We start from the raw sequence: 19,476 nt of genomic DNA on the forward strand, positions 1-19,476 counted from the left end.
AAGCATAACGGCGGAGACGGACGGCGCGTTGTCCTACTGGACAAGCAAAAAAAGGCAGAGGAAGGATGAAAAAAGACGCTGGATCGGGAAAAGACAGACCAGTTTTATAACACGCTGTAAGTGGTATTGCTGTGGAGTCAGGAGAAAAGGCAGAATTTGTGTAAGCGCCCTGAATAGCCTCGGCGCGCCTGAAAAACGTTCAGAGCAAGGCGCCTTGCCGAAGACAGTACGAATAGTACGGCTAGGCAAGGCAACGCAGCTATGGACGTTTTATCAGGTGTGCCCTCAGATCAAATCAAAGACCGCCATCGATTCCACGTGCGAAGTATGCGGGAACATGTTCACCACGCCCGCCTTGCTCAGCACATAACCCGCTTCCAGCGCCAGGATGCCGGCGTCGCGCGCCAGGGTCGACGGGCTGCACGACACATACACGATGCGTTTCGGCAGCAGGTCCGGACGCACTTGCGACAGGCCGACCAGCGCCTGGCACAGGGCCATGGCGCCATCGCGCGGCGGGTCGACGAGGATGCGGTCGAACTTGCCCAGCGCGATCAGGTCGTCTGTCGTCACTTCGAACAGGTTGCGCGTGGAGAACGAGGTTTTTTCCGCCAGGCCATTGGCCAGCGCGTTTTCCAGCGCCCGCTCCGTCAAGGTGGTGCTGCCTTCGATGCCCACCACTTCGCTGCCTTGCGTGGCCAGCGGCAAGGTGAAATTGCCCAGGCCGCAGAACAGGTCGGCCACGCGGTCCGTCGGCTGCACTTCCAGCAAACGCAGGGCTTTCGATACCAGCACGCGGTTGATGTGGTGGTTCACCTGGGTAAAATCGACGGGCTTGAACGGCATCTTGACGCCGAATTCCGGCAGCAGGTAGTGCAATTGCTTGTCCAGCGGATAGAACGGCACGGCCGTTTCCGGGCCTTTCACCTGCAGCCACCATTGCACGCCGTATTCGTCGGCAAAGGCCTTCAATTTCGTTTCGTCATCCGCCGTCAACGGCGCCATGATGCGCAAGACCATGGCGGTGACGTCTTCGCCCACGGCCAGCTCGATCTGCGGCATCTGGTCGAAGATCGATAGCGAAGCAATCAATCCACGCAGCGGCAGCAGCATGGCGGAGATGTGCGGCGGCAAAATTTCACAGCTATCCATGTCGGCCACGAACGCCGATTTCTTTTCATGGAAGCCCACCAGCACGGCGTCTTTCTTCTTGACGTGGCGCACGGACAGGCGCGCGCGGTAGCGGTAACCCCACGTCGGGCCATACATGGGGCGCATGATGCTTTGCGGACGCACCTTGCCGATATGCCACAAGTTGTCTTCCAGCACGCGCTGCTTGATCGCCACCTGCGCCGACGGCTCCAGGTGCTGCATCGAGCAGCCGCCGCAATTGTCGAAATGCTTGCATTTGGGCGTCACGCGCATGGACGATTCGCGGTGCAGCGCCGTCATGCGGGCCATTTCCCAGTTCTTCTTTTTCTTGAACGTCACAAAGCTGACGCGCTCGCCCGGCAACGCGCCTTCGACAAACACGACCTTGCCCGGCGAGCCGTCTTCGTTCTCAATATGGCCAACGCCACGGGCGTCCATGTCGAGCGATTTGATTTCGATGATATTTTCTTGCATAGCGATCAATAGGTAAGAGTGGGCCAGGACGCAGGGCCGCGCTGGAACTTGAAAGAATGGGGGAAAGGTCAGGCGCCGCGAGCGGGGCGTATGATAGCAGATCGCGACAGGCAAAAGCCGCTCAAGCCCTCACCGGGCAACAAGCCTGAGAAAATGCGCGGGGCAAGGCGCGTGGCCGAAGACAGTACGCCAGTACGGCGAGGCCATGCAACGCCGCCATGGGCGTTTTATCAGACTTGCTACAGTAGGGAGTCGCGCACCACGCCGCGTGCGGCCATAGCCCGTTTGAGCTTGATCAAGGCTTCCTGCTGGATCTGGCGCACCCGCTCGCGCGTCACGCCCATTTCCTCGGCCAGGGTTTCCAGGGTGGCGGGGTCGTCGTTGTCGAGGCCGAAACGGCGCATGATGACCACCCGCTGCTTGTCGGGCAGCTTGGTCAGCCAGTCGCGCACCAGCACCGTCATTTCATGGTGTTCCGCGCGCGCGTCGGGGCTGTCTTCGCTGGCGCCGGGCAACATGTCCATCAGCGACGATTGCGGGTCGTTGTCGAGCGGCGCGTCCAGCGACGTGGCGTGCTCGGACAGGGCCAGGATATCCTGCACCTCTTCCACGGGACGACCCACCAGATGGGCGATGTCTTCCGCGGTGGCATCCTTGCCGTCGTGGTGCTGGGCTTCCAGGTGGTACTTGCCGCGCAGAATTTGATTCAGTTCGCGCACCATGTGCACGGGCAGGCGCACCGTGCGCGCCTGGTTCATGATGGCGCGCTCGATGCTCTGGCGTATCCACCAGGTGGCGTAGGTAGAGAAACGGAAACCGCGCTCGGGCTCGAACTTGTCGATGGCCCGCATCAGGCCGATGTTGCCTTCCTCGATCATGTCGAGCAAGACCACGCCCCGGTTGATGTAATGCTTGGCGATCGACACGACCAGACGCAGGTTGTGCTCGATCATGGTTTGCCGGGCTTCGAAATTGCCCTGCTTGGCGAGGGTGGCGTAATGCACCTCTTGCGCCGCCGTCAGCAGGGGCCGCGTGCCGATCTGGTTCAGATAGTGCTGGGTGGTATCGGTCGACAGCTCGGCCGCCAGCACTTTTTTCAATTCGTCAACACTTTCGACCAGCACGCTGACGCTGGCCACCTCGCCGCCCTCGCCCGCGTCGACGGCGTCGATGCCGTCAAGTTCGCCGGCATCGTCCGTCACGACTTCGTCTGCCCCGTCTTCCGGCAGTTCCGGGTCATCGTCCAGCTGGTCGTGCGGCGCGTGTGTCATTGCTTTACCTAACGGTTAGGCAGGAATTTCGAAGGGTCGACAGGCTTGCCCTGCTGGCGAATTTCAAAGTGCAGCTTCACGCGGTCGGCATCGGAATCGCCCATTTCGGCGATGGCCTGGCCTTTGTTGACGTTCTGCCCTTCCTTCACCAGGATGCTGCGGTTATGCGCATACGCCGACAATAAACTATTACTGTGCTTCACGATGACAAGATTACCATAACCACGGATTCCGCTCCCGGCATACATGACTTTTCCCGCGCCGGCGGCCACCACTTGCTGGCCCGCCTTGCCGGCGATATCGACGCCCTTGTTCTTGCCTTCGTCGAAAGTGCCGATGACCTTGCCTTCGGACGGCCACATCCAGCTGATCTTGTCGTCGCCGGGCGCCGATGCCGCAGGGGCTGCCGCGGCGGCGGCCGGTGCGGCGGCGACGGTTGCCGCCGGGGCTGGCGCAGGCTTGGCGTCGCCCGTGCCGCCATCGGCGCGCAATTCGGCCAGGGTGGCGTCGGAATACGCGCGCTTCTCGCCGCGCGGGCCCGTTTTCTTCGGTACGACAGGCGCGGCAGGCTTGACTTCCGTCGCTGGCGGCATGACGATGGCCGACGTTTGCGCGCCGCCCGTGTCGCCATTCGGCGGCAACACGCGCAGCACCTGGTCGACCTTGATGTCGTTCGGGTTGCTCAAGTCATTCCAGGCCACCAGGTCGCGGTAATTCTGCCCGTGCTCGAGGGCGATGCGCAACAGGGTGTCGCCACGCTTGACCGTGTAATAGGCCGGATCGCGGTCGCGCGGATCGCTGGCAGCGGCGCTGCTGCTCGAGGGGTGGCGCTCGACGACGGGCGCCTGGACGCCCGTCGTGCCGCAACCGCTCAACAGCGCGGCCAAGGTGATGCCACATAGAAGTATGTTACTTTTCTTAATCATTCGCATGTATTTATATGTCCTGCTTGCTAGCTGATCCGGGGATCATATGGTGCCCGGGCGCAAAGGTACGAAATGGCAATCTTCCAGGGTTTGGCTAGTCCATTCCATTTTCCCCACCCGGGTAATGAGTTGTAAGTGTTGCAATTTAGCCCCCACCGGCGCAACCAGACGCCCGCCGGGCGCCAGCTGTTCCAGCAGGGCTTGCGGGACTTCCAGGCCGGCTGCGGCAAGGATGATCCCGTCGAAGGGCGCCGCCTGCGGCAGGCCAAGCATACCATCTCCGTACTGCAAGCGCAGATTCGACACGCGCAGCGGGCGCAAATTGGCCTTCGCCAGCTCGTGCAGGGGCCGGATGCGCTCGATCGAATACACCTCTTTTGCCACCAGCGACAGCACCGCCGCCTGGTAGCCGCAGCCCGTGCCGATTTCCAGCACGCGCTGCAACGCCCCGCCCTGGCGCATCACTTCGATCATGCGCGCCACGATGTACGGCTGCGAGATGGTCTGGTGGTGGCCGATGGGCAGCGAGGCGTCGATATACGCCTGCGACGCCAGCGCCTCGTCCATGAACATGTGGCGCGGCACGGCTTGCATGGCGTCCAGCACCGCCTGGTCCTTGACGCCCTGTTTCGCGATGCGCGCCACCATGGCCCGGCGCACGGCCTCCGAAACGAGCGGATTTTGCCGCGGCGGCGACACCGCCGCCGGCTGCGCCCGCTCATTGGCGATGGCCTGGGCCCGCGACGGCGCGATGGCCGCGTGCGCGCCATACGGCTGCGCAACGCCGCGCGCCGCGCTCTGCGCCGCATTCTGCGTGGCAGTCTGCGGCGTGGCGATCCTGGACTGGGCCAGCGACTGCCCCCCGCCCTGCCTGGCGGGCTTGCCGGCCAGCGAATCGAGGGACAGGGGGAAGGTGCGCGGCTTATCGGTCATGGTTGTCGGTCATCGTGAGCGGTCATGCCAGGCCTTTTGCCAGTGCATCGAGTTGGGTGGTATGGGTGAGGTCGATCTGCAGCGGCGTGATCGACACTTGCCCATGTTCAACAGCATGGAAGTCCGTGCCCGGACCGCCTTCCTTGGCGGCGCCGGCGGGGCCGATCCAGAAGATTTCACGGCCGCGGGGATCGAGCGCGCGGATCACGGGTTCGGCCGAATGGCGCTTGCCCAGGCGCGTGGCCACCACGCCTTGCATTTGCTCGTAAGGAATGGCGGGGATGTTCACGTTCAGCAGATACGGTTTCTGCAGGGCGTCAAACTGGCGCTCGACGATTTCCCTCGCCACGCGGGCGGCCGCGTCCAGGTTGGCCCAGCCAAACTGCGACTGGGAAAAGGCGATGGCGGGAATACCGAACAAAAAGCCTTCCGTGGCGGCGGCCACGGTGCCCGAATACAGGGTATCGTCGCCCATGTTGGGGCCGTTGTTGATGCCCGAGACCACCAAATCGGGGCGCTCGATCAGCATGCCCGTCAGCGCCACGTGCACGCAGTCGGTGGGCGTGCCGTTGACAAAATAAAAGCCGTTGGCGGCCTTGTGCACGGACAAGGGCCGGTCCAGGGACAGCGAATTGGACGCGCCCGAACGGTTGCTGTCGGGCGCCACCACGACGATGTCGGCAATAGGGGCGAGCGCGTCGGCCAGGGCCGCCAGGCCAGGCGCCAGGTAGCCGTCGTCGTTACTGATAAGAATTCTCATAACGAGATTTTACCTGAAGCAATGCCAACACTGCGCGTACCGCACGCCGATAGACAGCATTATTTGTGCCGCCGCGCGGACATGGCGCGCCGCATCAGCGCTGCTCGATGCGCGCCTCGGACAGCGCCCCTTCCAGCGCCTGCACTTCATCCTCCTGCAAGGCCAGCAAGGCATTCAAATCGCCTTGCAATTTGTACATTCTTTTCAGCTGCGCCATGCCGCGCCTGCGCAGCTTGCCCGGCACGCCCGGACGCAGCAGGCAAGACTTCAAATGTTCGGCCAGTTCGCCCGCCTGCGCATACTGTTCGCGCTCGATCATGCCTTGCAGCATAGAAATCATGCTGGCCAGGGTCTCCGGCTCGGCCCCTTCATGCCCGTTGGCGCGGCCGGCCAGGATGGTTTCCTGCAAATGCCGCGCGCCGTCCAGCACGCTGTCCGCATGTCCCGTGACGGGTGCGTTCAAGAGCCGGTCACTGCCGCTGAGCACGGCGTCTTCCAGCAGGCGCGCCGCCGCGCTGTCGCCCTGCTGCTGCAAGGTGCCGGCCAGTTGCGTCTTGCTGTGCAAGGTATCGAGGTGGTCTTCACCCAGCAGGCGCGCATGCACTTCCAGCACCTGCTCCTGCACGCTGCGCGCCGCATCGAGTTCACCGCGCCGCAGCAGCGCCTCGGCCAGCTTGCGCTGGCTCATCAGGGTTTCCGGATGATCGAGCCCGTGCGTGCGCTCGCGCGCCGCCACCTGGTCTTCGTGCAATTGGCGCGCGCCGGCCCAGTCGCCCTGCCCGGCGACGATGTCGGCCAGCAAATCGCGCGTGGACAGGGTGGCCGCATGGTCGCTGCCCAGGCGCCGCTCCTGCGCCTGCAGCACGGCAGCGAACAGGCGCCGCGCCCCTTCCAGGTCGCCTTCGCGCCCCAGCGCCTGCGCCAGGGCCAGCTTGCTGCGCAAGGTATCGCCATGCTCGGCGCCAAACAGGCGTTCGCGCGCAGCCACCACCGTGGCCAGCACTTGCTGCGCCTGCGCCAGCCGGCCCATGCGCAGCAAGGTGGCGGCGCGGCCATCCATCGCTTCCAGGGTCAGCGGATGCTCGCCGCCCAGCTGGCGCGCATAGCTTGCCAGCACCGTGTCCTGCAGCAGCAGCGCCGCCGCCAGTTCGCCCTGCAGCAACAGGGTTTTCGCCAGGCAGGCCCGGGCGGCCAGGGTGTCGGGATGTTCGCTGCCCAGCACGCGTTCGCGCACGTCGAGCACGTCCTCTTCCAGGAAGCGGGCTTCCTCGAGCTTGCCCAGCTGGCGCAGCAGGCGCGCCATGCCGCTCTTGCACGCCAGGCTGTCGGGATGCTCCTCGCCCAGCAGGCGCACGCGGATCTCGACGCTCTGGCGGAAGGCATCGAGCGCCTGCCCGCTGCGCCCATCCTTGCGATACAGCTCGCCCAGGCGCGCCAGGTCGCGCGCCAGCGGCAGAGCCACGGCGCGGCCCGGTTCGGCCTGCAAGGCCTGGCGCGCTTCGCTGATGGCGCCCAGCAAGGCGATTTCACGGCTCGATTGCCATGGGAAGTAGCCGCCCGTCAGCCAGTGCAAAAAGGCTTCGAAGGTGCGCGTGAGGGAAAAGCGGTCGCCACCCTGATCGATGCGCACGGCCAATTGCTCGCCATAGGCAAATGTTTTCGTCTGCTGCAGCTGGACTTCGTCGAAATAACTGTCGAGGGCGATCTGCGGCAAGCCGTAGGAAGTGCGCAGCAGGCGCTCGAACATGGGCTGGAAACCGGCGATGCCCTTGTGCGCGTCGCCGCGGCGCCATTCGGCCCGCTGCGCCCCGTCGCCCATTTCTATGCGCGAGGGCAAGGGGTACACGAGCAGCGGTCGCTGTTCGTCTTCATGGCTGCGGCGGTACTCGATGGCCCGCGTGACGAGCGCGTCGACGCCTTCCAGGCTTTGCCGGTTCGGCGTGAAGACCACCACCAGCTTTTTCGGCAGCAAGGTGGTGCAGATGCCGGCGCTGTCCGTGCGGCCCGTGCGCGAATCGACCAGCACGTAACGGAAATGCTGGGCCAGGGTATCGGCGAAGCAGCGGAACAGGGCCGGACAGCTGTCGAACAGCTGATCCCAGCGCATCTGCGCCAGGCGCTCGCTGTAGCTGGCGTCGAAGCGCCCCGCGCGCATCAGGTACAGCGGACTGCCCTGGTCGACGCGCACCACGTACTGCTGCCAGTCGATGGCGTCGAGTACGCGCTGGGCCAGCGCCGCATCCTCGCGCCCCCCATCTTCCCGGCCCCTGGCCTGCGCGCCGGCGCGCGCGCCCGCCGTTTCCAGGCTGATGCGCTCGAGCTGCTGGCGGCACGCCTCGAAGAACTCGAGCACGCCCGGTCGCTCCTCGTGCTGTTCGAAATAATGGTGCAGGCCCGGCGCTTCCATGTCCCAGTCCAGCATCAGCACGGGCACGCTGGCGTTTTCGCGGCGCGCCAGCAACACGGCGATGTTCGACAGGGCCATGGTGCGGCCGGTACCGCCCTTGTAGGAGTAGAAGGTGACGACTTCGCCAGGGGCGCTCAAAGGCGGCAGGGAGAGGCGTTGGCATTCCATGACAGGACCTTTTACGTGATTAACGTGGAAAGTGGGGAGGCGGAATGGCGCGCCATTCCGGCGGAATAGCGGGCAACACGAAACGGCTGCAATCGTGGCCGGGCGGTGTTGACCGCTTGAGCAAGTGGTAATGCGTGGCGATGCGCTGCACGATGCGTTCGATGTCGGGCAGGTATTGCGGATTTGATTTCAGGTCGCCGCTGGCCAGGGTATAGCCGGAAAAATCCACGTACAGGCCCGATTCCGTGATTTGCGGCGGCAAGCCGTCCGGATGGCGCGTCATGATGATGGGAATGATCAGGTGGCTGGGCAAGTCGTACCAGGCGCGCCGCTCCTGCTCGATCAGCTGCATGGCGGCAAATTCGCGCCGCGTGTAGCCGTGCGCTTCATATTTGGGCGTGTACAGCATGATCATGCACACGCTCTGGCACATGGCGCGCGCCACGCGCAAGTCGATATCGTCGCCGCCCCCCAGCTGTTCGCTGTCGATGAACAGGACTTCCTCGCGGTCCAGGTGCGGTTCCAGATAGCAAGCCAACGCCTCGATGAGGTCATTCTTGAACTTGTTCATGAACGCATATTGGCCGTGCGCGTAGCTCAAGAAACAGCCGTAGCGGATCTCCATGGCATCCCCCTGTTCCCCGTGCGGCCCTGCCATCGCCGCGCCTTGACCCTGCAAGGCATGAGCTCACTGTAGACCGCTCGGCAACAAGCCTGTTTGCGCTGGCGCAAAGATGTGTCTGGCGTCCTGGACATGAGGAAAAATGCCAGAAACTGGCGCGATCGCGCCGATTTCTGGCATACCAGGCGCGCAAGCGGGCGCCGCGCGAAAAACGCTACTCGCTTGATAACAAAGGGAAATATGCCGGCGCGCGGATGGCGCCGGCAGGCAGGACTTAAGCGAGGACTTAAGCGCCCTTGGCGGGCAGGTTGCGGAAGAACTCCACCACTTCGGCCGTGTCGCGCGTGCGCTTGAACGGCGGCAGGCTTTGCCAGATGCGCTTGCCGTACGGCTTGGAAATGAGGCGCGGATCGCAGATCATCAGCACGCCCCGGTCGCCCTCGTCACGGATCAGCCGGCCCGCGCCCTGCTTCAGGTTGATGATGGCTTCCGGCAGCGAATGGTGCATGAAACCGTTCTTGCCCTGCTTTTCCATCACTTCGATGCGCGCCGCCAGCACCGGATCGTCGGGCGGCGCGAACGGCAGCTTGTCGATGATCACGAGCGACAGCGCGTCGCCGCGCACGTCGACGCCTTCCCAGAAGCTCTGGCTGCCGATCAGCACGCCATTGCCGGCCGCGCGGAACTGGTCCAGCAATTCCGTGCGGCCCTTTTCTCCCTGCACGAACAGGGGGAAGTTCAAACCGCGCTGCTTGAATTCGTCGGCCAGGCGCTCGGCCGCGCGCTTGACGGCGCGCAAGGTGGTGCACAGGAAGAAGGTGCGCCCGCCCGCCGCCTCGATGATGGGCAAGGCGCAGTCGATGACGGCATCCGTGTAGCCCAGCGAATTCGGTTGCGGCAGGTTTTGCGGCACGAACAGCAAGCCTTGCTGGCCATAGTCGAACGGCGACGGCCACGTATGCGACGGTTCGCCCGTCAAGCCCATCTGTTCAGAAAAATGCTTGAAGTCGTTTTTCACGGCCAGGGTGGCGGACGTGAAAATCCAGCTGCGCGGCGTGCCTTCGCGCTGGTTATTGAAGATCGGCGCGATCGACAATGGCGTTTTATGCAATTGCAGGGAGCTGGAAAACGCTTCCACCCAGAACACGGCTTCCTCGCCGGCCGCAACCTTGGCTTTCGGATCGAACTTCCAGCCGCTCAGCTGCTGCGCCAGTTCGACGCCGCGCACGCGGCACTGCTCCAGCGTTTCCGCCCGTTCCGCCTGGGTTTCCAGCACGGCGACCATGCCGTCAAGTTCGTCCTTGAGGGTGTCGAGCGCGGGGAAAAAGTCGCTCGACGGGGCGATCTGCGGCAAGGACAGGCGCACGATATCCTGCGGGAAGGTCAGGCGCAGGTCGCGCGCCGCCTTTTCCACCACCGTGACGGTCTTGGCCCAGTCGATGCCGCGCGCATGCGCGAGGCCTTCGGCCAGGACGTCGCGGCACAGTTCCAGGATTTGCGACGTCGACACTGTATTGCCAAAGAACAAAGTGGCCGTATCGGGCAGCTGGTGCGCCTCATCGAAGATGATGGTGTTGGCCGAGGGCAGCAATTCCGCCACGCCCGTATCCTTCAGGGCCACGTCGGCAAAGAACAAGTGATGGTTGACCACCACCACGTCGGCCTGCTGGGCTTCCTTGCGGGCCTTCATGACGAAGCAATCCTGGTAATACTGGCACTCGGCGCCCATGCAGGTGTCGCGCGTGGACGTCACCAGGTTCCAGATCATGGCGTTTTCCGGCACCTTGGTCAGCTCGGCCTTGTCGCCCGAGCTGGTCATCTTGATGAAGCGCGAAATTTCGCGCAGGTGGCCCACGTCGTCGCGCGACGTCATGCGCCCGTTCTGCAGGGTGCGTTCCAGGTGATAGTGGCAGACGTAGTTCGAGCGGCCCTTCAGCAAGGCGACGGACACAGGCGCCTGCAGCGCGGCGCGCACGGTGGGGATATCGCGCAGGAATAGCTGATCCTGCAAGTTTTTGGTACCGGTGGACACAATGGTCTTGCCGCCCCACATCAGGGCCGGCACCAGGTAGGCGAAGGTCTTGCCGGTGCCCGTGCCCGCCTCGGCGATCAGGGTCGTCTGGCTGTCGATGGCGCTGGCGATGGCTTTCGCCATTTCCGTTTGCGATCGGCGCGGCTTGTAGCTGCCCACGGCCGGACCGAGCGGGCCGCCGGCGCCAAACAGGCGCTCGATGTCGGCATCATGCTTGCCAGGCGGCGCCTGGAGCTCGGCGGGCAGACTGGCTGGCAGATCGGCAGGCTGGCCATCTGGGCTTGCGGGCAATAAATTGTGATCGGTCAAAATATACTTAGGTGAAGGCTGGACTGGACGCTACTGGCGCCCCTCAGGCGGGAACGTCGGGCACCAACTGCATTTTCAGCAAGGTGATGTGATCCTTCAATTGCAATTTGCGTTTTTTCAGGCGGCGCAGTTGCAGCTCGTCATGGTGGCCATCGAGTATCAGCAACTCGATGACGGCATCGAGGTCGCGGTGTTCCACGTTGAGTTCAATCAGGCGCCGCTCTATTTGCTGTGCATCGCTCATGTGTTGCGTTCCAGGCAGTGTTGGTAACGGTGTTGGGAAACCGGCGCGCGCAGCGTACGCAGGCAGCCAGTGGGCGTAGTTTAACCTGCCGCGCGGCTTAGGGCACGCCCTTTCCGGCCTCCCCCCTGCGCGGCGGTGTTATTTGGCCGGCGGCACAGGCACAGCAGCGGCCGGCGTGCTGGCAGCGGCGGCCGCCTTGGCAGCCTTGGCCTGCGCTTCGGCCTGGCGCTCGGCCAGGCGTTGCGCCACCCGTTTCTGGCGCGCCACGGCGTCAGCCTGCTTGCGGGCATAGGCTGCTTCGCGGGCGGCGCGGCGCGGGGCATCGGCAGCGTCGGCGGCAGCCTGTTTCGCCACCTTCGCCGCGTGCTCAGCCTCGCGCTCGGCCACGCTCTTGCCTTCCGGCTTGGGCGGCGCCGGCTCGGGCGCGACCACTTTCACGGGCTTGGGCAAGGCCGCGGCACGCTGCTCGGCATCCAGGCGCGCACTTTCCTGCGTCCGGGCCAGGTCGATATCGCGCAGGCGCACGGACTCGGCGCGCTTGAAGTAATTCGCTTCCGCTTCGACGGCGCGCAGGCGCACGAGGATCAGGCGGCGCTTTTCCTTGGCCTTGTCCAGGCAGTTATTCACGAAAAACTTGTCGTAGCACTCCAGTTCGCGCGCGGCAAACTCATCTTCTGCCGCCGCGCGCTCGCTGGCGACCAGCTTCAGCTTGGCGTCCGCCTCGTCCACCGACAAGGTGGCAGGCACCTGCGGCGCGCCGACCTCATCCAACGCCGCGGCACCCTGGTGCGCGCAGGCGGACAACGTCAGGACCAGGCCCAGCGCCGCACCCAGCTTGTATAGTGTATTTGCCATCATGTTCCTTATCCCTGCCTCAAACGATCGCGTCGGCCGCGCCGCGCTGTTCTTTTTCCATGTATTCGCGCGATTGCATCTCGATGATACGCGAAACGGTACGGTGAAACTCGTTGGCCAGCATGCCGTTCGTGTACAGCTCATCAGGCGCCACTTCGGCCGACATGATCAGCTTGACCTTCTGGTCATAAAACACGTCGATCAGCCAGGTAAAGCGGCGCGCTTCGGACGACTGCGCCGCCGACATGGCCGGTATGCCGGACAATATTACCGTATGGAAGCGGCTGGCGATTTCCAGGTAATCATTCTGCGAGCGGGGACCGCCGCACAGGGTGGCGAAATCGAACCAGATGATGCCGCCGGCGCGGCGCAGGCAATGGATTTCGCGGCTCTCGATGCGGATGCGCGCGTCTTCGTCTGCCGTCTCGGCGATGCGCGTGTAAGCGTCGCGCAAAGCCTTGTCGGTCTCGGCGCCCAGCGGCGTGTAGTAACTTTCCACCTGTTCCAGCGCTCGGCCGCGGTAATCGACGCCCGCGTCAACGTTCATCACGTCGAGCTTGTCCTTAAGCAGCGCGATGGTCGGCAGCATGCGGTCACGGTGCAGGCCGTCCGGATACAGCAGGTCCGGGTCGTAATTCGAGGTCATGATGAAGGACACGCCGTTGGCGAACAGGGCCGACAGCAGGTTGTACAGGATCATCGCATCGGCGATGTCGGAGACGTGGAATTCATCGAAGCAGATCAAACGGTATTTCTTGGCGATGCGCTTGGCCACCTCGTCGAGCGGGTCGGCCACGCCTTTCAATTCATCGAGCTGCTGGTGCACGCCGCGCATGAATTCGTGGAAGTGCAGGCGCGTCTTGCGCACCAGGGGCACGACCGAGTAAAAACTGTCCATCAGGAACGATTTGCCGCGCCCCACCCCACCCCACATGTACACGCCTTTCGGCACGGCAGGACGGTTCAGCAGGCGCTTGAAGGTGCTCGAGCGCTGGCCCTTGTAGGCCACCCACTCGTCATAGCACAGCTGCAGGCGGTCGACCGCGCGCCGCTGGGCGGCATCGGCCTTGAAATCACGCTTCTGCAGCGCATGCTGGTAAAACTCTTCTACGTTCATGGGATTCGCTTTAACGCACAGGGGCGCCGGCGGAAAAAATCCGCGAGCGCCCCCGTAGGACTAACTACAATTAAAAGTTCAACGTGCGCTTGTCAACCGCCAGTGCCGCTTCCTTGGTCGCTTCCGACAGGGATGGGTGAGCGTGGCAAATGCGCGCGATGTCTTCGGCCGAAGCCTTGAATTCCATCGCCACGACGGCTTCGGAAATCAGTTCGGACGCCATCGGGCCGACGATGTGCACGCCGAGGATTTCATCGGTGGTCGCATCGGCCAGGAATTTCACCATGCCCGAGGTGTCGCCCAGCGCGCGCGCACGGCCGTTGGCCATGAACGGGAAGGTACCGGCCTTGTAGGCGATGCCTTCCGCCTTCAGGGTTTGCTCGGTCTTGCCGACCCACGCGATTTCCGGCGAGGTGTAGATCACCCAGGGAATCGTGTTGAAGTTGGTGTGACCGTGCTGGCCGGCGATACGCTCGGCCACGGCAACGCCTTCTTCTTCCGCCTTGTGCGCCAGCATCGGGCCGCGCACGACGTCGCCCACTGCCCACACGTTCGGCAGGTTGGTCTTGCAGTCGCCGTCGACGGCGATGAAGCCGCGTTCGTCCAGCTGCAGGCCGACCTTGTCGGCACCCAGGCCATTCGTGTTCGGCGTACGGCCGATCGAGATGATCAGCTTGTCGAACACGGCTTTTTGCGCTTCGCCCTTGGCGTCCACGAATTCCACGGTGACGTCTTTCTTGCCTGGCGTGATCGCACCGATCTTGCAACCGAGGTTGATCTTCAAACCTTGCTTGGTGAACAGCTTCGACGCTTCCTTGGCGATCTGCTCGTCGACAGCGCCCAGGAAGACCGGCAGGCCTTCCAGCACGGTGACGTCGGAACCCAGGCGGCGCCAGACGCTGCCCATTTCCAGGCCGATCACGCCGGCACCGATGACGCCCAGCTTGGCTGGTACGGCGTCGATGGCCAGTGCGCCCGTGTTCGACAGGATCAGTTTCTCGTCGAAGGGTGCGCCCGGCAGTTCGCGCGCGTTCGAACCCGTGGCGATGACCACGTGCTTGGCCGTCAGGGTTTCGTTGGCTTCGCCCGTCACGCTGATGTCATACGTGCCAGCGGCGGCGGCAGCGAAAGCGGCACGGCCGTGGAAGAAGGCGATCTTGTTCTTCTTGAACAGGTACAGGATGCCGTCGTTGTTTTGCTTGACGACGGTGTCTTTGCGCTTGAGCATCTGGCCCAGGTTCAGCTTCAGGCCGGCGACGTCGATGCCGTGCTCGGCGAAGCTGTGGCCCGCGTGTTCGAAATGCTCGGACGATTGCAGCAGCGCTTTCGACGGGATGCAGCCGACGTTGGTGCAGGTACCGCCAGGCGCGGCGCCGCCCTTGGCGTTCGACCACTCGTCGACGCAAGCGACGGAAAAGCCCAGCTGCGCTGCGCGGATGGCGGCGATGTAGCCGCCAGGACCCGCACCGATGACAACTACGTCAAATTGTTTAGTACTCATGTTTTGTTATTCCAATCTCTTCGTCTGGTACGAAAATCCACAATAGAAGGTAAATCACCACGCCGAAGCCGAAGGTCAATGTAAACAGGACGAAGACGAGGCGCCAGATCCACGCTTCCATGCCGGAAGCGCGACCCAGGCCGCCGCAGACGCCGCCGAGCCAGCGGTCGTTGCGCGACCGGCGCAGGCGGTTGAATTCCTGCACCAGGTCGTTCGCGGGGCCGGAAGCGGCGCCGGACGCGTTGTCCGGCTTGTCCAGGTTGATATTGCTCAGGAGCTTGGCTTTCGCTTGCGCGAATTCCGCGTCGCTCAGGGCACCTGCCAGGTGCAACTCGTGCAGACGCTTGATTTCTTCAGAGACGTTCATGGGAATCCTCTTTCATTGAGATCAGCCAGCTGCGTCTTCTGGCAAGGGGTATCAGCTACATTTCCCCGGCGGCTACGCCGGGGGACTACAGTGCTTACAGGTCCAGCAGCAGGCGTGCAGGATCTTCCAGCGCTTCTTTCATCGCCACCAGGCCCAGGACGGCTTCGCGGCCGTCGATGATGCGGTGGTCGTAGGACATGGCCAGGTAGTTCATCGGACGTACCACGATCTGGCCGTTTTCGACAACCGCGCGGTCCTTGGTCGCATGCACGCCCAGGATGGCCGATTGCGGCGGGTTGATGATCGGGGTCGACAGCATGGAGCCGAAGGTGCCGCCGTTCGAGATCGAGAACGTGCCGCCCGTCAGGTCGTCCAGGGTCAGCTTGCCTTCCTTGGCTTTCGCGCCGAATTCACCGATTTTTTTCTCGATGTCGGCGATCGACAGCTGGTCCGCGTTGCGGATGATAGGCACGACCAGGCCGCGTGGCGAACCGACAGCGATGCCGATGTCGAAGTAGCCGTGGTAGACGATGTCGTTGCCGTCAACGGAGGCATTGATGATCGGGTATTTTTTCAGCGCGGCGACGGCGGCCTTGACGAAGAAGGACATGAAGCCCAGCTTGACGCCGTGCTCTTTCTCGAACTTGTCCTTGTACTTGTTGCGCAGGTCGATGACCGGCTGCATGTTCACTTCATTGAACGTGGTCAGGATGGCGTTCGTCGATTGCGATTGCAGCAGGCGCTCGGCGATACGTGCGCGCAGGCGGCTCATCGGCACGCGCTCTTCAGGGCGGTCGCCCAGGCTGGCGGCCGACGGCGTGGCAACTTGCTGCAGCGCTGGCTTGGCAGCGGCTGGCGCCAGTGGCGCAACAGCTGGCTTGGCGGAAGCGGCCAGGGCGTCGCCCTTGGTCACGCGGCCGTCTTTGCCCGAACCGGCGACGTCGCCAGCGGACAGGCCTTTTTCGGACAGGATCTTGGCGGCGGCAGGCATGGCGACATCGCCTTTGGTCGCAGCGGCTGGCGCGGACGCGGTAGCGGCGTCTTGCGCGGCGGCAGCCAGGGCTGGTGCAGGCACGGCCGACACTTCCATCGGGCTGACCTTGGCCGAGCCGTCGGTGTCGATGATGGCGATGACTTCGCCGGCGACGACGGTAGCGCCGTCAGCCTTGATAATTTGAACGATCACGCCAGCGGCTGGCGCCGGCAGTTCCAGCACCACTTTATCGGTTTCGATATCGATCATGTTTTCGTCGCGCGCAACTGCTTCGCCGACTTTCTTGTGCCATGCCAGCAGGGTCGCTTCTGCAACCGATTCCGACAACTGGGGAACTTTGACTTCGATTTGTGCCATGTAAAACTCCGTTTATTTTGTTATTGCGGCGCCGCCCCTGCGTAGCAAGGGCGGCGCTCCGTCACGATGTATGCGAACAGGCGCCATGCATACGCACGGCCCCCGTCATCCTGCCACTTACTTGGTCAGGATAAAACCCTTCAGCTTCGAGAATGCCGTTTCCAGCAGATCTTTTTGCTGGGCGTAGTGCTTGTCATAGTAACCGACAGCAGGCGACGCCGAAGCAGGACGGCCGGCGTAAGCCAGACGCTGACCCGATTCCAGGCCTTCGAAGATGTTGTGCTGGATCTGGAACCAGGCGCCCTGGTTTTGCGGCTCGTCCTGCGCCCAGACGACTTCGACCAGGTTCGGGAACTTCTTCAGTTCAGCAGCGAACGACTTGTGCGGGAACGGATACAGCTGTTCCAGGCGCACGATGGCCGTGTCGGTCTGGCCGCGGGTCTTGCGTGCGTTGACCAGGTCGTAGTAGACCTTGCCCGAGCAGGCGACCACGCGCTTGACTTTCTTGGCGTCGATTTTGTCGTCGACTTCGCCGATGACGGTCTGGAAACCGCCTTTGGCCAGGTCGGTCAGCGGCGAACCGGCATCCTTGTTGCGCAACAGCGACTTCGGCGTCAGGATGACCAGCGGCTTGCGGAACTGGCGCACCATCTGGCGGCGCAGCAAATGGAAGATCTGCGAAGCCGTCGTCGGCTGCACCACTTGCATGTTGTTGTCTGCGCACAGCTGCAGGAAACGCTCTGGACGCGCGGACGAGTGCTCAGGACCCTGGCCTTCGTAACCGTGCGGCAGCATCATGACCAGGCCGGAAGCGCGGCCCCACTTCACTTCGCCGGAGCTGATGAATTGGTCGATGACCACTTGCGCGCCGTTGGCGAAGTCGCCGAACTGGGCTTCCCAGATCGTCAGCGTGTTCGGTTCAGCGGTCGAGTAGCCGTATTCGAAGGCCAGTACGGCTTCTTCGGACAGCACCGAGTCGATGACGGTGAACGGCGCCTGGTTGTCCGACACGTTTTGCAGCGGAATGTAGGTGCCTGCATCCCAACGCTCGCGGTTTTGGTCATGCAAGACGGCGTGGCGGTGCACGAAGGTGCCGCGACCGGCGTCCTGGCCCGTCAGGCGGATGGCGTAGCCGGACGATACCAGCGAAGCGTAGGCCAGGTGTTCGCCCATGCCCCAGTCCAGGTTCATTTCGCCACGGCCCATGGTGCCGCGGTCGCCCAGTACTTTTTCAACCAGCGAGTGGACCTTGAAGTCTTCCGGCACGGTGGTGATGCGGGTGGCCAGGCGTTTCAATTCCGTCATCGGCACGGCGGTGTCGGCCGAATCGGTCCATTTCTTGTTCAGGAACGGCAGCCAGTCGACGGCGTACTTGTTCTTGAAGTTCGAGATGACCGGATCGACGGTATGCTTGCCGGCGTCCATGGCGTCGCGGAAAGCGGCCACCATCTTGTCGCCGCCATCGGCAGGGATCACGCCTTGCGCTACCAGCTTGTCCGCGTACAGCTTGCGGGTGCCTGGATGCTGGCCGATCTTCTTGTACATCAGCGGTTGCGTCAGTGCCGGCGTATCCTGCTCGTTGTGGCCCAGCTTGCGGTAGCAGATGATGTCGAGGACGATGTCCTTCTTGAATTCCATGCGGTAGTCGAGCGCGATCTGCGTCGCCAGCACCACGGCTTCCGGATCATCGGCGTTGATGTGCAGGACCGGTGCTTCGATCATCTTGACGACGTCCGAGCAGTACAGGGTCGAGCGGGCATCGCGCGGATCCGAGGTGGTGAAACCGATCTGGTTGTTGATCACGATATGCACCGTGCCGCCCGTATGGTAGCCACGGGTTTGCGCCAGATTCAGCGTTTCCATGACCACACCCTGGCCGGCGAAAGCAGCATCGCCGTGCACCAGGATAGGCAGCACTTGCGCGCCCTGCGCGTCGCCGCGGCGATCCATGCGGGCCTTGACGGAACCTTCGACCACAGGGTTGACGATTTCCAGGTGCGACGGGTTGAACGCCAGCGACAGGTGAACTGGGCCGCCTGCGGTGGAGATGTCCGACGAGAAGCCTTGATGGTATTTCACGTCGCCGGCAGGCAGGTCGTCGCCATGCTTGCCTTCGAATTCTTCGAACAGTTCCTGCGGCGCCTTGCCCAGGGTGTTCACCAGCACGTTCAGGCGGCCGCGGTGGGCCATGCCGATCACGATTTCCTGCACGCCTTTTTCGCCGGCGCGCTGGATGGTTTCATCCATCGAGGCGATGAAGGTTTCGCCGCCTTCCAGGGAGAAGCGCTTCTGGCCCACGTAGCGGGTGTGCAGATAGCGTTCCAGGCCTTCAGCCGCGGTCAGGCGGTCGAGGATGTGGATTTTTTTCTCTGGGGTGAAATTCGGGGTGGAGCGGATCGCTTCCAGTTTCTCTTGCAGCCAGCGCTTTTCGGCCGGGTCGGAGATGTACATGAATTCGGCGCCGATCGAGCGCGTGTAGGTATCGCGCAGATAGTTCAGCAGATCGCGCAGGGTGGCGGTCTCGGGGCCAAAATAGGTATTGCTGATGTTGAACACGGTGTCCATGTCCGCGTCGGTGAAACCGTAGAAGCTCGGCTCGAGCTCAGGGATCATCGGACGTTCCTGGCGTTGCAGCGGATCCAGGTTGGCCCAGTGCGAACCGAGGTAGCGGTAAGCGGCGATCAGCTGCGTGGCGGCGACGCGCTTGCGGCCCATTTCAGCATCGAAGGAAGCGGTCACGGTGCGGATCGGACCAGCTTTTGCGCGCTCGGCGAACGAGGCGACGACGGAGGCATGCGCCACGTCAGGCTTGTTGGTGCCATCGACGGCAGGCACGTGCTGCATCGCGTCGAAGTAGGAACGCCAGTTATCGGGTACCGAGCCTGGGTTGTTCAGATACGCCTCGTACAGGTCTTCCACGTACGGAGCATTCCCACCGAACAGGTAGGAGTTGGTCGTTAATTGCTGCATATATTGCTCACCTTTCT

General features: G+C 63.2%; 15 protein-coding genes. All 15 read right to left on the reverse strand.

Features of this window, described 5'->3' with window-relative positions; all coding sequences use genetic code 11:
- Window positions 1–285: 285 nt before the first annotated feature.
- Window positions 286–1,626, reverse strand: coding sequence for a 23S rRNA (uracil(1939)-C(5))-methyltransferase RlmD (gene rlmD / locus O0879_RS11560; RefSeq protein WP_099667081.1), 1,341 nt, complete (start codon window positions 1,624–1,626; stop codon window positions 286–288).
- Window positions 1,627–1,865: 239 nt separating this feature from the next.
- The gene (rpoS, locus tag O0879_RS11565) at window positions 1,866–2,897 is read right to left on the reverse strand and encodes an RNA polymerase sigma factor RpoS (protein WP_077407335.1); all 1,032 of its coding nucleotides are present in this window, start codon (window positions 2,895–2,897) and stop codon (window positions 1,866–1,868) included.
- Between the two features lie 8 nt (window positions 2,898–2,905).
- Window positions 2,906–3,823: a peptidoglycan DD-metalloendopeptidase family protein gene (locus tag O0879_RS11570; RefSeq protein ID WP_289904153.1), complete on the reverse strand. Its 918-nt coding sequence runs from the start codon at window positions 3,821–3,823 to the stop codon at window positions 2,906–2,908.
- Window positions 3,824–3,865: 42 nt separating this feature from the next.
- Window positions 3,866–4,756: a protein-L-isoaspartate(D-aspartate) O-methyltransferase gene (locus O0879_RS11575; RefSeq protein ID WP_289916532.1), complete on the reverse strand. Its 891-nt coding sequence runs from the start codon at window positions 4,754–4,756 to the stop codon at window positions 3,866–3,868.
- A gap of 22 nt (window positions 4,757–4,778) precedes the next feature.
- Window positions 4,779–5,516, reverse strand: a complete 738-nt coding sequence (surE, locus tag O0879_RS11580; RefSeq protein ID WP_289910939.1) for a 5'/3'-nucleotidase SurE — start codon at window positions 5,514–5,516, stop codon at window positions 4,779–4,781.
- A gap of 94 nt (window positions 5,517–5,610) precedes the next feature.
- Window positions 5,611–8,091 (reverse strand): tetratricopeptide repeat protein, encoded by a 2,481-nt coding sequence (locus O0879_RS11585; protein ID WP_289916534.1) that lies wholly within the window; start codon window positions 8,089–8,091, stop codon window positions 5,611–5,613.
- 19 nt (window positions 8,092–8,110) lie between these two features.
- On the reverse strand, window positions 8,111–8,716 hold the full coding sequence (locus O0879_RS11590) for a toll/interleukin-1 receptor domain-containing protein (protein WP_289917862.1): 606 nt from the start codon (window positions 8,714–8,716) through the stop codon (window positions 8,111–8,113).
- Window positions 8,717–8,999: 283 nt separating this feature from the next.
- Window positions 9,000–11,003: an ATP-dependent DNA helicase gene (locus O0879_RS11595; RefSeq protein WP_289904820.1), complete on the reverse strand. Its 2,004-nt coding sequence runs from the start codon at window positions 11,001–11,003 to the stop codon at window positions 9,000–9,002.
- Between the two features lie 94 nt (window positions 11,004–11,097).
- Window positions 11,098–11,298, reverse strand: a complete 201-nt coding sequence (locus tag O0879_RS11600) for a DUF465 domain-containing protein (protein WP_034752051.1) — start codon at window positions 11,296–11,298, stop codon at window positions 11,098–11,100.
- A 138-nt stretch (window positions 11,299–11,436) separates the two neighbouring features.
- A complete protein-coding gene (locus tag O0879_RS11605; RefSeq protein ID WP_289916536.1) occupies window positions 11,437–12,153 on the reverse strand; it encodes a hypothetical protein in 717 nt (238 codons plus the stop codon).
- A 19-nt stretch (window positions 12,154–12,172) separates the two neighbouring features.
- Window positions 12,173–13,270, reverse strand: a complete 1,098-nt coding sequence (gene zapE, locus O0879_RS11610) for a cell division protein ZapE (protein ID WP_099667077.1) — start codon at window positions 13,268–13,270, stop codon at window positions 12,173–12,175.
- 70 nt (window positions 13,271–13,340) lie between these two features.
- Window positions 13,341–14,771, reverse strand: a complete 1,431-nt coding sequence (lpdA, locus tag O0879_RS11615) for a dihydrolipoyl dehydrogenase (RefSeq protein WP_034752057.1) — start codon at window positions 14,769–14,771, stop codon at window positions 13,341–13,343.
- Window positions 14,761–15,138 carry a PspC domain-containing protein gene (locus O0879_RS11620; RefSeq protein WP_077407361.1) on the reverse strand — a complete coding sequence of 126 codons (378 nt, stop codon included), beginning with the start codon at window positions 15,136–15,138 and terminating at the stop codon, window positions 14,761–14,763. The genes lpdA and O0879_RS11620 overlap by 11 nt, the downstream gene beginning before the upstream one ends.
- A 94-nt stretch (window positions 15,139–15,232) precedes the next feature.
- Window positions 15,233–16,489, reverse strand: coding sequence for a 2-oxoglutarate dehydrogenase complex dihydrolipoyllysine-residue succinyltransferase (odhB, locus tag O0879_RS11625; RefSeq protein ID WP_230542174.1), 1,257 nt, complete (start codon window positions 16,487–16,489; stop codon window positions 15,233–15,235).
- 117 nt (window positions 16,490–16,606) lie between these two features.
- Window positions 16,607–19,459 (reverse strand): 2-oxoglutarate dehydrogenase E1 component, encoded by a 2,853-nt coding sequence (locus tag O0879_RS11630; protein ID WP_034789088.1) that lies wholly within the window; start codon window positions 19,457–19,459, stop codon window positions 16,607–16,609.
- Window positions 19,460–19,476 lie beyond the last annotated feature (17 nt).

This window comes from Janthinobacterium sp. SUN120 (assembly GCF_030397735.1).
GTDB lineage: Bacteria > Pseudomonadota > Gammaproteobacteria > Burkholderiales > Burkholderiaceae_D > Janthinobacterium > Janthinobacterium kumbetense.